Consider the following 13,922-nt stretch of genomic DNA (forward strand, 5'->3'; position numbering starts at 1 on the left):
CCTAGCCTCCCGACACCGGCGGAATGAAGGCGATTTCCGCACCGTCGTCGACGTGATCGTTCCAATCAGCGAAGGCGCCATCTACCGCAACACGCAGCCGCTCCCGGCCCAGCGAAAACCCATGACGGGTGCGCAACTCCTCGTACAGGGCCGCCAGCGACACCGGCGTCGGCAGCGCCTCCGAGGCCACGCCCGCGGCATCGCGCAGGCTGGCGAAATACAGCACGGTCACGCTCATGCCGGTCCCATGTCGCGTTTCCCGCCGCGCTTGGCCAGCAACTTCGCCGGTCCGATGACCAAAGCATGCGACAAGGCCTTGCACATGTCGTAGACCGTCAAGGCCGCGACAGTGGCGCCGGTGAGCGCTTCCATCTCGACCCCGGTGCGATGAACGGTGCGCACGGTGCATTCGATGCGCAGCACCGTGTCGGCGTGCCAATCGATCTGGAACCGGCAGCCGTCGATCGGCAGCGGATGGCAGAACGGAATCAGCTCGTGCGTGCGCTTGACGGCCATCGTGCCGGCGATGATCGCCGTATCGACGACCGGCCCTTTGGCCGTGCTGAGTCCGGATTTTTTCAGCTGCGTCGCGACCGCCGCGGGGAAACGCACGCGACATTCGGCCGTCGCCGTGCGCGCCGTCGCGACTTTCGACGACACGTCGACCATGGCCGGACGACCGGCGGCATCGACATGGGTGAGTTTGTTTCTGGCCATTTATCCGCCGATGAAGAACATTTCGATTTTCTTGCTATCGGCATGCGGCTGCGCGCGGATCTCGCTGTAGCGGTCCGCACGACGCTGCCACAGGTCCGACACGCGGCGCGCCAGGGCGAACTCGCCCTCGGCAATCGCTGGCCGCAGATCCTGGCCCGTCGAAGCAAACAGGCAGGTGAACAATTGTCCGTCGGCCGACAAGCGGGCGCGGTGACAGTCGCCGCAGAAAGGCTCGCTGACCGAACTCACGAAACCGACTTCGCCCTCGCCATCGACGAAGCCATGCCGCGATGCGACTTCGCCACGATAGCTCGGCGACAAGGCCTGCAGCGGCCAGCGCGCCGAGATGAGGTCGCGCAGCTCCCTCGACGGCACAACGGCCTGCGGTCGCCAGCCATTGCAGTTGCCGACGTCCATGTATTCGATGAAGCGGATGACGTGCCCGGTGCCGCGAAAGCGTTCGACCAGGGGCAACACCTGATCTTCGTTGACGCCGCGCTGGATCACCGAGTTCAGCTTGATCGCGCGGAATCCGGCCGCTTCTGCCGCCGCGATCCCGCGGAGAACGTCGCCGACCTCGCCACGCCCGCCCGACAGCGCGCGGAACACCGCCGGATCCACGGCATCGAGACTGACCGTCAGCCGATGCAATCCGGCCTCGCGCAAGGCCACGGCCTGGCCCGCGAGGAGAGAACCGTTGGTCGTCAATGCGAGATCGTCGACGCCGGGAATCGCCGCGAGTCGCGCCACGAGCTGCGCGATGTTCTTTCGCAACAAAGGCTCGCCGCCAGTGAGGCGAATCTTGCGCACGCCCAGGCGAACGAAACCGCGCACGGCGGTTTCGATGTCCTCGAAGGACAGCCGGCGCGCACGATCGAGCGTCGACTCTTCCGGGGTCTGCCCTTCGGGCATGCAATAGGGGCAGCGGTAATTGCAGGTTTCGATGACCGACACGCGCAGGTCGCGCAACGGACGCGCGAGGACGTCGACCGGGGCATCGCTCCTGACGTCGGGCATCGCGTTCACGGCGCGACCGCCGGACCGCTCGGCTCGGCCAGGGCAAGCCGCTCGCCCGCTTCGGCCACGCGATGACCGCGGGCACGCAAGGCCTCGCCGTCCGCTTTCGAGGCGTAGTGGTAGAGCACGCAGCGCGCCAGCAGGGCCGGGGCGTATTCGCGCTCCAGATCCTCGATGCCGCTGTGCGAGGGATTGCCGTGCAAGGCGCAGTCGTGTGCGATCAACTCGCCGGCGTCGGCGTAGCGCGCCAGCATTTCCGGGATCGGCCGTGTATCGCCCGTCCAGACGAACGCACCCGGCAATCGCAGGGCGAAGGCCGTCTCGGGCTGGTGATGGCGCACGGGAAACACGTCGTACCAACGCTGCTCGTGCCAGAACCCGCGCGTCACCGGGATCAGCTGGAAGCCGTCCCACCAGTTCGCGCCGCCTTCGGCGATCACACCCGGATACTCGGCCAGACGCGATTGCAGATGCGGCACGACCGTCGCAGGCACGTACAGGCGCACCTTGCCGCGCAGCGCCGGATCGAAATAGATCTTGTAGAACAAGCGTTCCAGACCAGCGACGTGGTCCATGTGCACATGCGTGATGAACACCGCTTCCGGCGCGCGTTCGTAGTGCGCCAGATAGGCGGTCAGCGCTTCCTGCCCGCAGTCGATCATCAGCAGCGGTCGCTCGTCGCATTCCACGACCGCCGACGCCGATCCCAGCTCGACGGCCTGCGAACTGCCCACGCCCAGCATGCGCAGGGACCAGCTCATGTCCGCAGCTCCTGGTCGTGCGCCTCGCGCAGGATGGCCATGCCCTTGTCGATCATCGGCGAGGAAACGTCCTTGCATTGTTTGCGCAGCGAGCGCTCGAGCCGATCGAGCACGGCATCACACCAGGCACCGGGCGCCACTTCGCGCCGGCCCTTGTCCCAATCGATCAGCCAGAGCCGGTGATCGGCCGCGACCAGAATATTGTGCGCGTTCAAATCGGCGTGATGCGCGCCGTGGTGATGGCAGCGCGCGATCGCCTTGCCGGCGGCCGCCCAGGGCGCCTGCACCTGTGCGCGCGAGACTACCTCGGCGAAGGCGCGAACGTCGGCGATGCGCTCGACGAGGATCGCCGCGCGATAGCCCGAGCCCTGCCGGCGATACATCGCCGCGATCGGCGCCGGCACCGGCAGGGCCGCGGCATGCAGTTCGCGCATCAGGGAGAATTCGCGCAGGCTGCGCACCTGCGCCTCGCCTCGCCACCAGTAGACATCGGCGCTCAGGCGCGCCATCCAGCCGCCGCGACGGTAGTGGCGCAGGACCGCCGCGCCGAAATCGCCGCGCACGAACCAGGCCGCGCCGCGCCCGCCCTGCCCTTGCACCGCCTGCGCGTCGGCGCCGTAGTGCTCGGCATCGAACAGCGCCGGCGTCGCTTGCCGCAGCCGCACCGGGTCGAACACAATCGCCCCCTGCCCGCGTTCGTCGCGGAATGGCTGTCTGGCGTCGCTGGCGGCCGGGTTGTTTTCCATCACGGTGAAGTCTAGCAAGTGAGCCCACCCGCCGCGCCGCGATCGATCTGTCTGTTGCGTCTGTCCGCGCTCGGCGACGCCACGCATGTGGTACCGCTGGTGCGGACCCTGCGCCGCGCCTGGCCGGACGTGCCGATCACCTGGATCATCGGCAAGGGCGAAGCGAAGATGCTCGAGGGCCTGGAGGGCGTCGAGTTCATCGTGTTCGACAAGCGCGCCGGTCGCGCTGGTATCCAGGACCTCCGCCGGCAGCTTGCCGGTCGCCGCTTCGAGGTGCTGCTGCAGATGCAACTGGCCCTGCGCGCAAACCTGTTGTCGGCCTTCATCCGCGCCGACCGCCGCATCGGCTACGACCGCGCGCGCAGCAAGGAAGGCCACGGCCTGTTCATCAACCAGCGTATCGATGTCGGCGGCCACCATGTGCTCGACGCGTTCGGGAAATTCTGTGAGCCGCTCGGTCTCGTGCAGGATCGCGTGGAATGGAATTTGCCGGTACCGCAGGCCGCCCGCGACTGGGCGGCCGAACAGTTGCCCGGCGATCAGCCCACCTTGCTGGTGTCGCCGTGTTCGAGTCACGCGCTGCGCAACTGGGCGCCGGAGCGCTACGCCGCCGTCGCCGATCACGCCGCGGCGCAAGGCTGGCGCATCGCGCTTTGCGGCGGCCGCAGCCAGCTTGAACGCGATACCGGCGATGCGATCCTCGCCGCGATGCGCGCGCCGGCCATCGACCTGATCGGCAAGGACACGCTCAAACAATTGCTGGCCCTGCTCGAACGCGCGACGCTGGTGCTGTCGCCCGACTCGGGACCGGCGCACATGGCGAATGCCATGGGCACCAAGGTCATCGGCCTGTTCGCCTGCACCGATCGCGAACGCTGCGGCCCGTATTCGGACCTGCGCTGGTCGGTGAACCACTATGACGAAGCCGCGCGCCGTTTCCTGGGCAAGCCCGCCAGCGAGATCGGCTGGGGCAAGCGCGTGGAGTTTCCGGGCGTCATGGACCTGATCCCGGTGACGGAAGTCATCGAGCGATTCGACGCCTTCCGTCGCGATGCCGGGATGGCCTAGGGCGTCGAACCGCTGCGGTAGTCCTGATAGGACTTTTCCTCGACATAGGCCGAGCCCAGGGCAAGGTTGATGTCTTTCTTGATGCGCGCGCGCTCGTCGTTCTCGAAATAGACCGCCCGCGCCAGACGGATGAACTCCGGACCGAAATCCTGGTTCTTCTCATTGACGCGGATGTCGTCCTCGATCACCCACAGGCGCTCGTTGACGGCCTTGAGTTCGGCGCGCAATTTGCCGATGTCGGTCCTGGACGCGGCATGCGCCATCCAGGTGGTCATCAAGGCGTCGCGTTCCTTGCGCACGTTCGCCAGCTTGGCCGGATCGGTCATGCGCTCGGACTTGATGTCGAGAATGGCGATCTTGTCGAGCAGTTCGCCGAAGGACACGGGGACAAGGATTTCGGACATGGCGGCCTCGCGGAAGTAGACCGCGAGTTTAACGTGCCCGGTCCGGGCCGGTGCGTTCGTGCCTTACTTGCAGCGCAGGAGCGGAGCCGCACCGGTGTTGGCATAACGACGCTCGGACGCATAGCCGCTGCTGGCGCCGTAGCCGATGCCGAAATCGCGTTCGCGGTAGCGGCGCGAGGCCTGGGCCTGGGCGGGAGTGGTCGGGGCCGTCGACGGGTAGCTGACGGCGACGAGGCGGGAGGTGGCGTTGGTGTTCATGGGCAAGCCCTTCGTGAATTGGTGTGTTGGTAATGTAATACACCAAATCAAGAAGTGAATGGGCCGGAAGTCATGCCCGCGAAAAATTCCTTAAGCCTCTTATATAAAAGGGTTTTTTGACGAACAACCGAGGGGCGGCGTATGGCGCGCCGCCCCCGATCGGCTCAGCGCCGGGTCCAGAGGAATCGCCGGGTCACGTCCGCCGCGTCCACCGGACGATAGAAATCGCCCAGGAAGACCATGTTGTACGCCGTGGGACGCAACTGCTCGCTCTTCTGGCAGGCGGCCTTGCCGGCCAGACCGAACCAGCTGTTTTCGAAGCCGTCATGCCAGGGGAACGCCTGCTTGGCCTGATCCACGGAACCGTCGATCAGCAACGCATAACCATTGGCGATGCGGTACTTCTTTTCCTTGCACTTGAACTGCAGGGTGTACAGCAGAAAGTCGTTGGCACCGGGTTCGGCCGGGTCGTCGCTTTCATGCAGATGCGCGACGTCCATCTCAAGCAGATTGGCGTTGCCGGGTTCGGGATTGCGCACCTTCAAATCCAGCATCCACAGCTGGCGCACGGGTGCCTCGTTGATCGCGAAGAACAGGTACCAGCAGCGCGGCATGCTCGATGCCTTGCAGTCGCGATGTTCGACGGTGCTGGCTTCGAGATCCCAAAGCGCCCGGTCGGCGGCCGTGGACTGCGCCATGGCCAAGGGGCTACCGAGGGCCAACAGCATCGTGGTGGCGAGGACGAACGAACCGCGGCTCATTGCATTTCTCCCAGGGCGGTCACGGTGCGGTCGGCCTTCACTTCCACGAGCTTGAACACCCGGTGTTCGAGATCGGAGGTGGCGTTTCGGTAGTCGTAGACTTTCGAAGTGACCGAGCTGGCGCCGATGATGTTGTAGCCGTCGGTGGTGATGGTGGTGTCGGTGCGGGTTCTACCGGTGTCTTCGCGGATCGTGACTGCGGCTTCATAGGGCACGGTGGTGGACAGCAGATAGCGGCCCGGCTTGAGTCCGCGGAAGTGGAATTCGCCGTTGGCGTCGGTCAATGCGCGCGCCGTGTAGTTGCCGAGTTCGCCGAGCGAGCTCAGGACCGGGAACGGATCGCCGTTGTACTTGAGCACGATCGCTTCGACCCGACGCGTATAGGGAATCAGGATGACCGGCTGGTTCTGCGTGTAGACGCGTTCGCTCTTGGCGCCGCGGCTGAAGAGCCCCCTGCGCTTGCCGGCATCGGCGAGGGCGGCGCGGGTGGCGCCGGGACGTCCGGTCAGGGTGTGAGGGCCCATCTCGAGCTGGGCGATGGATTCGGCGATGTCCGCCTGGGATTGCGCCTGGGCGGGCGAAGGTGCGGCGAGCAGGACGAACATCGCCGCGGGGGCGAAGAACAGGGAAAGTAGTCGCAAGGGGGGAACTCCGGGAAATCAGGGGGGCCGGAAGACTGGCCGCCCGATTGTGGCCTGTCCCCCCGGGGGGACCGCAACCGCGACGGTGACGAAGATCCGTTTGCTGTGGACCAAATGAAAAGGCCCCCTTGCGGGGGCCTTTGCATTTTTGGCGGAGAGGGTGGGATGCATTCGGGGCATCCCTGCCCCTCACCCCTGCGGGGCGGCTTCGCCGTGCAAAACGGCAATCCTGCCGTTTTGTCGAACCGGTGAGTTCTCCGAACTACCTAGCCGCTCTGTCAAAAATGAAAAGGCCCCCTTGCGGGGGCCTTTGCATTTTTGGCGGAGAGGGTGGGATTCGAACCCACGGTTGGCTTACACCAACGCCTGATTTCGAGTCAGGTACATTCGACCACTCTGCCACCTCTCCAGCAGTCGAACGACGATTATAGCCGGGCCGAACGGTCCGAATCCAGCCGTCCCGGCGCCGACCCTTACGGACCGGCGGCCGTCGCGCCCTTGGGCAGGAAGAAGTACTCGCCGCTTTCGTGGCCGGCATAGCGGATCGGGGCGTATTGCGGATCCTGCGGCAGCGGGGACTTGGCGGCGTTCAAGGCCAGCGAGGTCGACACTTCCCGGAACACGCGCTGCGCTTCGAGCAAGCGGTTGTTGTCCTGAAGCACATTCAGGAAAGCCCGCGCGAAATAGCTGTGGTTGCCTGCGCCCACGTCCGGCACCGGCTGTTCGCCGCCCGAAGTCAGCGCGGTGCGCGAGCGGCCGTTGGCCATCGTCTTCACCCAGGTGCCCCACTTGTCGGCCGGCATCGACCCGGCGTCGAAGCTCGGCGCCGACGCGCGCGTCATTGCGCCCGAGTAGCAGGAGTCGGCGACCACCAGCACGTGTTTGGCCGGCATCGTGTTGAGGATGTCGCTGATCGCGGCGTTCGAGATCCAGGTCTTGGGATTGCTCGCGGCGGCATCGCTCGGAATCCAGTAGCCCTGCTTGCTCGTATCGATCTCGCCGTGGCCGGCGTAGTAGATCAGCAGATTGTCCTGCGGGCCGAGCTTCTCGCGCATTTCGTTGAGTGCCGTCAGGATTTCCAGACGGCCGGCGTTGAGCAGCAGGGTCGTCTGGTAACCGTAGCGGTCACGCAGCACGCTGTTGACGGCCGTGGCATCGCTGGCGGCGCTCTTGAGCGGCGCGAAACCGCCGTCGCGATACGTGTTGTTGCCGATGACCACGGCGAAGAACCGGCCGAGCTTCACGTCACGCGGCAGCACGCCGGAGGTCGCCGGTCGCGATCCGGCGGCCGTCGATGCCGCGCCACCCGCGGCCGGAATCATCGTGAAATCGAGTTGCGCCTTGGCGCCGCGCGTGTCCACTGCCGCGACCTGCACCGGGGTTCCACCGGGGGCGACATTGATCTCCGCGCTAAACGTGCCATTGGACGCGACCGGCGCGGCGACGCCGTTGACGGTGATGCGCGCGATCGCTTTCGGCGCGCTGACGCGGCCGACCAGGGTGCGCTTGCCGGCGCCGCGCACGACCGCAGTATTGCGACCACGCGTAGCGACGAAGGTCGGATCGAGAATTTCCATCGTGACCGGCGTTCCGGCGAGGATCTGGCCGCCGGTGCCGCTGCTGCCACGCTGTTCGAGCGACGCGATCTGCGAACGCTGCGAACTGATCTGCTGCTCCTGCGTCAGCATCTGGTTTTCCAGGAAGCGGGTGAGTTCGCTGTCCTTGGCCTGCTTGGCCTGCGCGAGCTTGTTCTGCGTGTCCTGCAATTCGCGCTGCGAGGTCTGCAAGGCACGGCGGCGTTCGGCCAACTGCTGTTCGAGCTGACGCACTTGTTCGCGCAATTGCGCAGAGTTGGCCTGCTCGCTCTGCACCTGACCCTGCAAGGTACCGATCTGTTCGTCCTTGGCTTTGAGCTGCACTTCGACGGTGGACGCGTACAGCAGCTCGTCGGTGATGCCCGAGGCTTCGCGATAGAGATTCAGAGCGGCGGCGGTGTCCTGCGGAACGCCCAGTCCCGACTCGTACAAGTAGCCAAGATTGATCTTCGCGCGGCCATAGCCCTGGTCGGCGGCTTTCTTGAACCACTGAAATGCCATGCCGTAGTCGGGCGCCGTGCCCAGGCCCTTGGAATAGATTTCGCCGACGTTGTTCTGTGCTTCGGCGCTACCGGCCATCGCCTGGTCGAGCCAGACCTTCAACGCCGTCTGGTAGTTCGCGCGATCGTAGGAAACGTATTCGCCGCCGCGGATCTGGCAGTCGGACTGGGTGGTGCGCACCGGCCGGCGCGCGCTCAGGAAAGTGGCTTGGCGACCCAGCGACCGGATTTGCCCGGGCAGCAGGCAATCGACGATCAGCAGGTCTTCGGCATTCTTGACCGCGGCCTTGGGAGCCTGGACCGGGAGGCCCGCTCCGATGACGATGAGGGCAGCGGCGCAAAAAACGTAAAGCCGGCTCAGAACAGGACATTCGTTTGACGCATTCATCGTACGTGGCTCCTTGAAAGCTGCACGGCACGCGCCAGACCCCTTGCAGCGGCGCGTCTGCCGCTATACTCGGTGCGGGATTTATAACCGCATTTCAGGGGAAAAGCGATGACCGCCAATACCGTTGGTTGCCAACAGACACGCGGATCCGGGTCGACACAGGTCAGCCGGTTCACTCGCTTCCTGATAGCGACGCTGCTGTTGCTCGGCGGTTTGTGCGGTCAGGCGTTTGCACAGACGTGCGACTTCGTCGCCATCAGCCCGACCACGGCAACCGGCGCGACCAACGGCTCTGTCGGTTTCATCCTGCAAGGACAGACCGCCTGTTCGCCGACGATCACCGGCACGCTGGCGATCACAGCCGACACCACGGGTGGCGCGTCGATCGTTCCGCCGACGACATTCACCGCGACCCTCGATACCGACTACAACTTCAGCGTCAATCTCGGACCGACGGCCGGCGGCAGCGGCACGGTGCTCGCGACCTGCACCTCGGGCGGTTGCACGGGCGACACGCTGACCTTCACTTTTGCGACGTTCAACAATCACACCTATGTGATGACGTCGCCGGCCGCGACGACGATCAACGTGCAGACCTCGACGACGCTGAGCGCGAATCTGCTGACCAACGGACTGCCGGGCACGTACCAGACCAACTTCACCAACATCACCACGAGCACCAACCTCGGCAACACCGCGCCCGATGGCGCTGGCAACACCAGCATGCTGTTCAGCTCGGCGATCGCCGGCACCTACACGATCCGCGCGACGGTCGTGTGCCCGGTCGCAGCGCCGGATCCGTCCTGCCCGCCGATCCCGCCGCTGAACTTCGTCGTGACCGTTGAAAACAGCGGCATGTCGACGGTCAGTCCGGCGGCAGTCAGCACGCCGGGCGCATTGACGGTCAACCTCACCGCGCACCAGGGCGGCGCGACCGTGCCGGCACCGAACGGCAGCGTGATCAACTGGTCGATCACGCAACCGGCCGGCGGCGATGGTGTCCTCGGCAGTCCCACCTCGACGACCACCGGCGGCGACGCCACCAACACCTTCATCGCGACAGTGCCGGGTGTGTATACGGTCACCGCGATGACCTTCTGCACCTTCTGCTCGCCGAACACCGCGACGTTCACGATCACGGTCACGGCCATCGTGCGCACGCTGACCATCGTCAGCGGCGACAACCAGACCGGCGCACCGGGTGCCACCCTGCCCGCCCCGCTGACAGTCGAAGCCCGCAACAACGGCACCGTGGTCGGCGGCGTGGGCATCGCCTACACCTTCGCTTCGGGCACCGGCACGCTGGCGCCGGCCACGCCGACGACCAGTGGCACCGGCATCGCGTCGAGTTCGCTGACCTTGTCGGCGACGCCGGGCACGGTCACCGTGAGAGCCGAACGCGTTGACGACCCGACCGTGTTCGTGACCTTCACGACCAATGCCGCGCGTCTGCGTACCCTGCCCACGCTGACGCCGGCCGGTCGCGCGGTCGCTGGCGCAATCGACGACTTCTGCCCGCGACTGGGCACCGGACCGACCACCGATCCCGGCCTGGCCGATCTGCGCGCGCGCTGCAATGAACTGATCGGCTCGATCAATACGGATCCGGCCGGTGTCGCCGCCGCGCTGGAAGAACTCTATGCCGACGTCGCCCTCGTGCAGTCGAAGTCCGGGCTGCTTGCCGCGCAGGCGCAGTTCGACAACATCAAGGTGCGCATCGCCGCCTTGCGTTCGGGCACCAAGGGCATCAGCTTCGGCGGCCTGGCACTGAACAACGGACGTGGCACGGCGCCGATCGGCAGCTTTGTCGAATCCCTGCTGCAGGACGGCAACAGCGGTGAAACTGGCGCCGATTTCGGTCGCTGGGGCTTCTTCGCCGCCGGCACGATCGGACGCGGCGACGCCGATGCCGGCGTGGTCGATCCGGCCTATGACTTCGACATCAAGGGCCTGACGGTCGGCGCGGACTACCGCTATTCGGACAAGCTGATCTTCGGCGCGACCCTGGGCTATACGCGTCAGGGCAACGACCTCAAGGGCGCCGAGGGCAATCTCGACACGACCGGCTGGAGCGTGTCGGGCTATTCGACCTACTACCAGGCCAACAGCTGGTACACCGATGCGGTGCTCAGCTACGGCCACAACAAGTTCGACATGCTGCGCCGCCTGCACTACGCGTTCTCCCTGCCCGGCGGCGGCACGACGGTCGTCGACCAGTTGGCCACGGCCAATTCCGGCGGCGACAGCCTGACCTTTGCCGGCAGTTTCGGCCGCGATTTCAACAAAGGCGCTTGGGGCTTCGGGCCGTATGCGCGACTGATGTACACCAAGCTCAGCTTCGATTCGATGACCGAGCACTACGCGACCGGCGTGCCCGGCAGCGGCTGGGCCCTGGTCATCGACACCCAGGACGTGACCTCGATCAGCAGCGTCATCGGCGGCAAGATGACCTTCACGCACAGCGCGAGCTGGGGCGTGCTGATCCCGCACCTGCAGCTGGAATGGCAGCACGAGTTCAAGGACGATCCGTCCGCGGTCGAGGCGCATTTCCTGCATGATCCGTTCGCGGTGCCCTTCACCATCGAGGGCGACCCGATCGACACGGACTTCTACCGGCTGGGCGTGGGTCTGTCGCTGGTGATGACCCATGGTCGCTCGGGCTTCTTCTTCTATGAGAAGCTGATCGGGCGCGACGGCGTCAGCCAGGACAACCTGGCCCTGGGTTTGCGCATCGAGTTCTAAACCGGAATGATGTCGGTCACTAGCGACAGAGGGATCATCGGATGATCGAGTTCGGCCATCTCAGTCACGTCGGCCTGCGTCGGGAACTCAACGAGGACACCTATTACGGTGATGCCCAGCTCGGGCTGTGGCTGGTCGCCGACGGCATGGGTGGCCACGAGTTCGGCGAGGTCGCCAGCGCCCTGGCCCGCGATGCGGTCGTGCGCGAAGTCCGCGCCGGCCATTCGCTCAAGGACGCGATCCGCAGCGCGGACGAAGACATCATCCGGCAGTCCCGGCGCCGCGCCGAAAGCCTGCCGATGGGCACGACCATGGTCGCGCTGCGCCTGGACGAGAACCGCTTCGAACTCGCCTGGGTCGGTGACAGTCGTGCGTACTTGTGGAACGGCCAGCTGCGTCAGCTTTCTTCCGACCACAGCTACGTGCAGGAACTCATCGACCAGGGCGCAATTACCGCCGAACAGGCGCGCACGCATCCGCACCGCAATGTCGTCACCCAGGCGCTCGGCGTGACCGATCCCGAAAACCTCAAGGTCGAAACCATTTCCGGCGAACTGCGCCCGGGATTCCAGATTCTGCTGTGCAGCGACGGCCTGACCGAAGAAGTGAATGACGCGACCATCGCTTCCTTACTCGCGCAGAACGAATTGTCCGCGCAGGAATGCGTCGACCATCTGGTCTCGGCCGCGCTCGACGGCGGCGGCTCGGACAACGTCACCGTGGTGTTGCTGCGCCGGACGTGACCGGCGCGACGACTAGTTTGCCGGCAACACTGGCAGCGTCGGTTTTTCCCCGCTGTCGCCGAGACCCGCAGCCTCACTGAGCTTGATCAGGGTCGGATCTGACGGATCGATCGCCAGGCCGTTGTTGGCCGTCACCAGACACGACTTCCAGCGTTCGCTCGAGCACAGCTCGTGGGCGATGCGCCGGTAGTAGGCGACGATCGCGGAGACGCCGGCTTTCGCGCGCGCATTCGCCGGATCCGAGGCCAGCACCTTGCGATAGAGCCCCAAGGCGCTGTCGTCGTCGGGGAACGTCAGCTGCCGGCCGGCATTTTCCGGATCGGTACCCGTCTTCAGGTAGACGTCGGCCTGCGTCAACGTATTTTCGAGTTCTTCGGGCGTCATCGCCTCGGCGACCGCCGTGCTCGGGAACGACGTGATCAGGCCCGTGCTGCCGTCCGGCTGGACCGGCGTGACCACCGACGGGTCGACCGCCGTGCTCGTCCCCGGGGTGGTTCCGTCCGGCACGTCGGCGCGCGGCAGGAACTGCCAGGCCACCACCGCCACGACCAGAACCACACCGCCAACCGCAGCGGGCATGATCCAGCCCGGACGCGCGCTCTTCTGCGAGAGGCTCACGCGCGTGCGTTGCTGCGTCGCGGAACTGCCGGCGATGCGATTGCTGCCGCCGGGCTTGCGCGACGTCGACGCGTGCAGATTGGCGCCGGGCGGCGCGCTGTCCATGAGCTTGTGCAGGGCTTCGACGAAAGCCGCGCCGGTGTTGAAGCGCTCGGCCGGCAGTTTTGCCATCAGCCCGGTGATCATCGGCTGCAGCCATTCGAACTCGACCGGCAAGGTCGGCACTGGATGCGTGACGTGCATCAGTGCGACGGTGAACGGATCGCTGGCCTGGTACGGCGGCGTGCCGACCAGCATTTCATAGAGGACCGTACCGAGGCTGTACAGATCGGAGCGGCCGTCGACGGATTCGCCGCGCGCCTGTTCCGGACTCATGTAGTCGGGCGTGCCAATCGACGCGCCGGCGACGGTCGAGCTGTTGCTGCCGTCCATCGCCTTGGCGATGCCGAAATCGGCCAGTACCACGCGGCCGTCGTTGCGGAACAGCACATTGCCGGGCTTGACGTCGCGATGCACGAATCCTTTCTGGTGCGCGAAGTCCAGACCCTGGGCGATGTCGCTGGCGATGTCGAGAATCTCCGCGACCGTCAGCCCGCCTTCCGTGATGCGTTCCTTGAGCGTGCCGCCGGGAATGTATTCGGCAGCGAGGTAGTACACGCCGTTGTGGCTGCCGATGTCGAAAACGGTCACCAGGTTCGGGTGCTGCAGCTTCGCGGTGATCTTGCCCTCGACGACGAAACGGCTGGCGAATTCCGCGTTCGCAGCGAGCACCGGAGACATGACTTTCAGCGCGACTTCGCGGTCGAGCGATTCCTGCACGGCGAGAAAGACCGAGGCCATGCCGCCCTCGCCGATCGGCCGCAGGATGCGGTAGCCGGGGATGTTGATGTCGACGGCGGTGAGAAGTACGGTCGCGTTCACGCTAGCCCCTGGACGACGTTCTTGGGTCGATTATCCATAAAA

General features: G+C 65.7%; 14 protein-coding genes and 1 tRNA gene. 3 read left to right on the forward strand and 12 right to left on the reverse strand.

What is annotated here, in order from left to right; translation table 11 throughout:
- Nucleotide 1: 1 nt before the first annotated feature.
- The 5 genes from G467_RS0101405 to G467_RS0101425 are packed head-to-tail and all read right to left on the reverse strand — an operon-like array spanning nucleotide 2 to nucleotide 3,241.
- Nucleotides 2–238, reverse strand: coding sequence for a MoaD/ThiS family protein (locus G467_RS0101405; protein ID WP_022967952.1), 237 nt, complete (start codon nucleotides 236–238; stop codon nucleotides 2–4).
- Nucleotides 235–717 carry a cyclic pyranopterin monophosphate synthase MoaC gene (moaC, locus tag G467_RS17970; protein WP_022967953.1) on the reverse strand — a complete coding sequence of 161 codons (483 nt, stop codon included), beginning with the start codon at nucleotides 715–717 and terminating at the stop codon, nucleotides 235–237. Before moaC ends, G467_RS0101405 begins: the two co-directional genes overlap by 4 nt.
- A complete protein-coding gene (moaA, locus tag G467_RS0101415) occupies nucleotides 718–1,734 on the reverse strand; it encodes a GTP 3',8-cyclase MoaA (RefSeq protein WP_022967954.1) in 1,017 nt (338 codons plus the stop codon).
- Nucleotides 1,735–1,739: 5 nt separating this feature from the next.
- Nucleotides 1,740–2,495, reverse strand: a complete 756-nt coding sequence (locus tag G467_RS0101420; protein WP_022967955.1) for an MBL fold metallo-hydrolase — start codon at nucleotides 2,493–2,495, stop codon at nucleotides 1,740–1,742.
- Nucleotides 2,492–3,241: a 3-deoxy-D-manno-octulosonic acid kinase gene (locus G467_RS0101425; RefSeq protein ID WP_022967956.1), complete on the reverse strand. Its 750-nt coding sequence runs from the start codon at nucleotides 3,239–3,241 to the stop codon at nucleotides 2,492–2,494. The genes G467_RS0101420 and G467_RS0101425 overlap by 4 nt, the downstream gene beginning before the upstream one ends.
- Nucleotides 3,242–3,259: 18 nt before the next feature.
- Here G467_RS0101425 and G467_RS0101430 point away from each other — a divergent pair, with 18 nt between their 5' ends.
- Nucleotides 3,260–4,309 (forward strand): glycosyltransferase family 9 protein, encoded by a 1,050-nt coding sequence (locus tag G467_RS0101430; protein ID WP_022967957.1) that lies wholly within the window; start codon nucleotides 3,260–3,262, stop codon nucleotides 4,307–4,309.
- Here G467_RS0101430 and G467_RS0101435 read toward each other — a convergent pair.
- From G467_RS0101435 to G467_RS14980, 6 genes are all read right to left on the reverse strand, one after another.
- Nucleotides 4,306–4,713, reverse strand: a complete 408-nt coding sequence (locus tag G467_RS0101435) for a DUF6165 family protein (protein ID WP_022967958.1) — start codon at nucleotides 4,711–4,713, stop codon at nucleotides 4,306–4,308. The two genes, G467_RS0101430 and G467_RS0101435, sit on opposite strands and share 4 nt — an antisense overlap.
- Nucleotides 4,714–4,776: 63 nt before the next feature.
- On the reverse strand, nucleotides 4,777–4,971 hold the full coding sequence (locus G467_RS0101440) for a hypothetical protein (RefSeq protein ID WP_022967959.1): 195 nt from the start codon (nucleotides 4,969–4,971) through the stop codon (nucleotides 4,777–4,779).
- Nucleotides 4,972–5,135: 164 nt separating this feature from the next.
- A complete protein-coding gene (locus tag G467_RS0101445; protein WP_022967960.1) occupies nucleotides 5,136–5,732 on the reverse strand; it encodes a hypothetical protein in 597 nt (198 codons plus the stop codon).
- Complete coding sequence (locus G467_RS0101450; protein ID WP_026802258.1) at nucleotides 5,729–6,373, reverse strand: hypothetical protein; 645 nt, start codon at nucleotides 6,371–6,373, stop codon at nucleotides 5,729–5,731. The genes G467_RS0101445 and G467_RS0101450 overlap by 4 nt, the downstream gene beginning before the upstream one ends.
- A gap of 319 nt (nucleotides 6,374–6,692) precedes the next feature.
- Nucleotides 6,693–6,782 (reverse strand) — tRNA-Ser (locus G467_RS0101455).
- A gap of 64 nt (nucleotides 6,783–6,846) precedes the next feature.
- On the reverse strand, nucleotides 6,847–8,856 hold the full coding sequence (locus G467_RS14980) for a caspase family protein (RefSeq protein WP_022967962.1): 2,010 nt from the start codon (nucleotides 8,854–8,856) through the stop codon (nucleotides 6,847–6,849).
- Between the two features lie 108 nt (nucleotides 8,857–8,964).
- On the opposite strand from G467_RS14980, the gene G467_RS0101465 reads away from it, so the two are divergent.
- The gene (locus G467_RS0101465; protein WP_022967963.1) at nucleotides 8,965–11,598 is read left to right on the forward strand and encodes an autotransporter family protein; all 2,634 of its coding nucleotides are present in this window, start codon (nucleotides 8,965–8,967) and stop codon (nucleotides 11,596–11,598) included.
- Between the two features lie 41 nt (nucleotides 11,599–11,639).
- Nucleotides 11,640–12,341 (forward strand): PP2C family protein-serine/threonine phosphatase, encoded by a 702-nt coding sequence (locus G467_RS0101470; RefSeq protein WP_022967964.1) that lies wholly within the window; start codon nucleotides 11,640–11,642, stop codon nucleotides 12,339–12,341.
- Between the two features lie 12 nt (nucleotides 12,342–12,353).
- Here G467_RS0101470 and G467_RS0101475 read toward each other — a convergent pair whose 3' ends face one another.
- Nucleotides 12,354–13,880, reverse strand: a complete 1,527-nt coding sequence (locus G467_RS0101475; RefSeq protein WP_022967965.1) for a serine/threonine-protein kinase — start codon at nucleotides 13,878–13,880, stop codon at nucleotides 12,354–12,356.
- Between the last annotated feature and the right edge of the window lie 42 nt (nucleotides 13,881–13,922).

This window comes from Arenimonas oryziterrae DSM 21050 = YC6267 (genome assembly GCF_000420545.1).
In the GTDB taxonomy this organism is placed as follows: Bacteria; Pseudomonadota; Gammaproteobacteria; order Xanthomonadales; family Xanthomonadaceae; genus Arenimonas; species Arenimonas oryziterrae.

Excerpts from the sequence above, each read along its gene's own strand:
- G467_RS0101405 (WP_022967952.1), bottom strand. The coding sequence starts at position 238 with ATGAGCGTGACCGTGCTGTATTTCGCCAGCCTGCGCGATGCCGCGGGC.
- moaC (WP_022967953.1), bottom strand. The coding sequence starts at position 717 with ATGGCCAGAAACAAACTCACCCATGTCGATGCCGCCGGTCGTCCGGCC.
- moaA (WP_022967954.1), bottom strand. The coding sequence starts at position 1,734 with ATGCCCGACGTCAGGAGCGATGCCCCGGTCGACGTCCTCGCGCGTCCG.
- G467_RS0101420 (WP_022967955.1), bottom strand. The coding sequence starts at position 2,495 with ATGAGCTGGTCCCTGCGCATGCTGGGCGTGGGCAGTTCGCAGGCCGTC.
- G467_RS0101425 (WP_022967956.1), bottom strand. The coding sequence starts at position 3,241 with ATGGAAAACAACCCGGCCGCCAGCGACGCCAGACAGCCATTCCGCGAC.
- G467_RS0101435 (WP_022967958.1), bottom strand. The coding sequence starts at position 4,713 with ATGTCCGAAATCCTTGTCCCCGTGTCCTTCGGCGAACTGCTCGACAAG.
- G467_RS0101440 (WP_022967959.1), bottom strand. The coding sequence starts at position 4,971 with ATGAACACCAACGCCACCTCCCGCCTCGTCGCCGTCAGCTACCCGTCG.
- G467_RS0101445 (WP_022967960.1), bottom strand. The coding sequence starts at position 5,732 with ATGAGCCGCGGTTCGTTCGTCCTCGCCACCACGATGCTGTTGGCCCTC.
- G467_RS14980 (WP_022967962.1), bottom strand. The coding sequence starts at position 8,856 with ATGAATGCGTCAAACGAATGTCCTGTTCTGAGCCGGCTTTACGTTTTT.
- G467_RS0101465 (WP_022967963.1), top strand. The coding sequence starts at position 8,965 with ATGACCGCCAATACCGTTGGTTGCCAACAGACACGCGGATCCGGGTCG.
- G467_RS0101470 (WP_022967964.1), top strand. The coding sequence starts at position 11,640 with ATGATCGAGTTCGGCCATCTCAGTCACGTCGGCCTGCGTCGGGAACTC.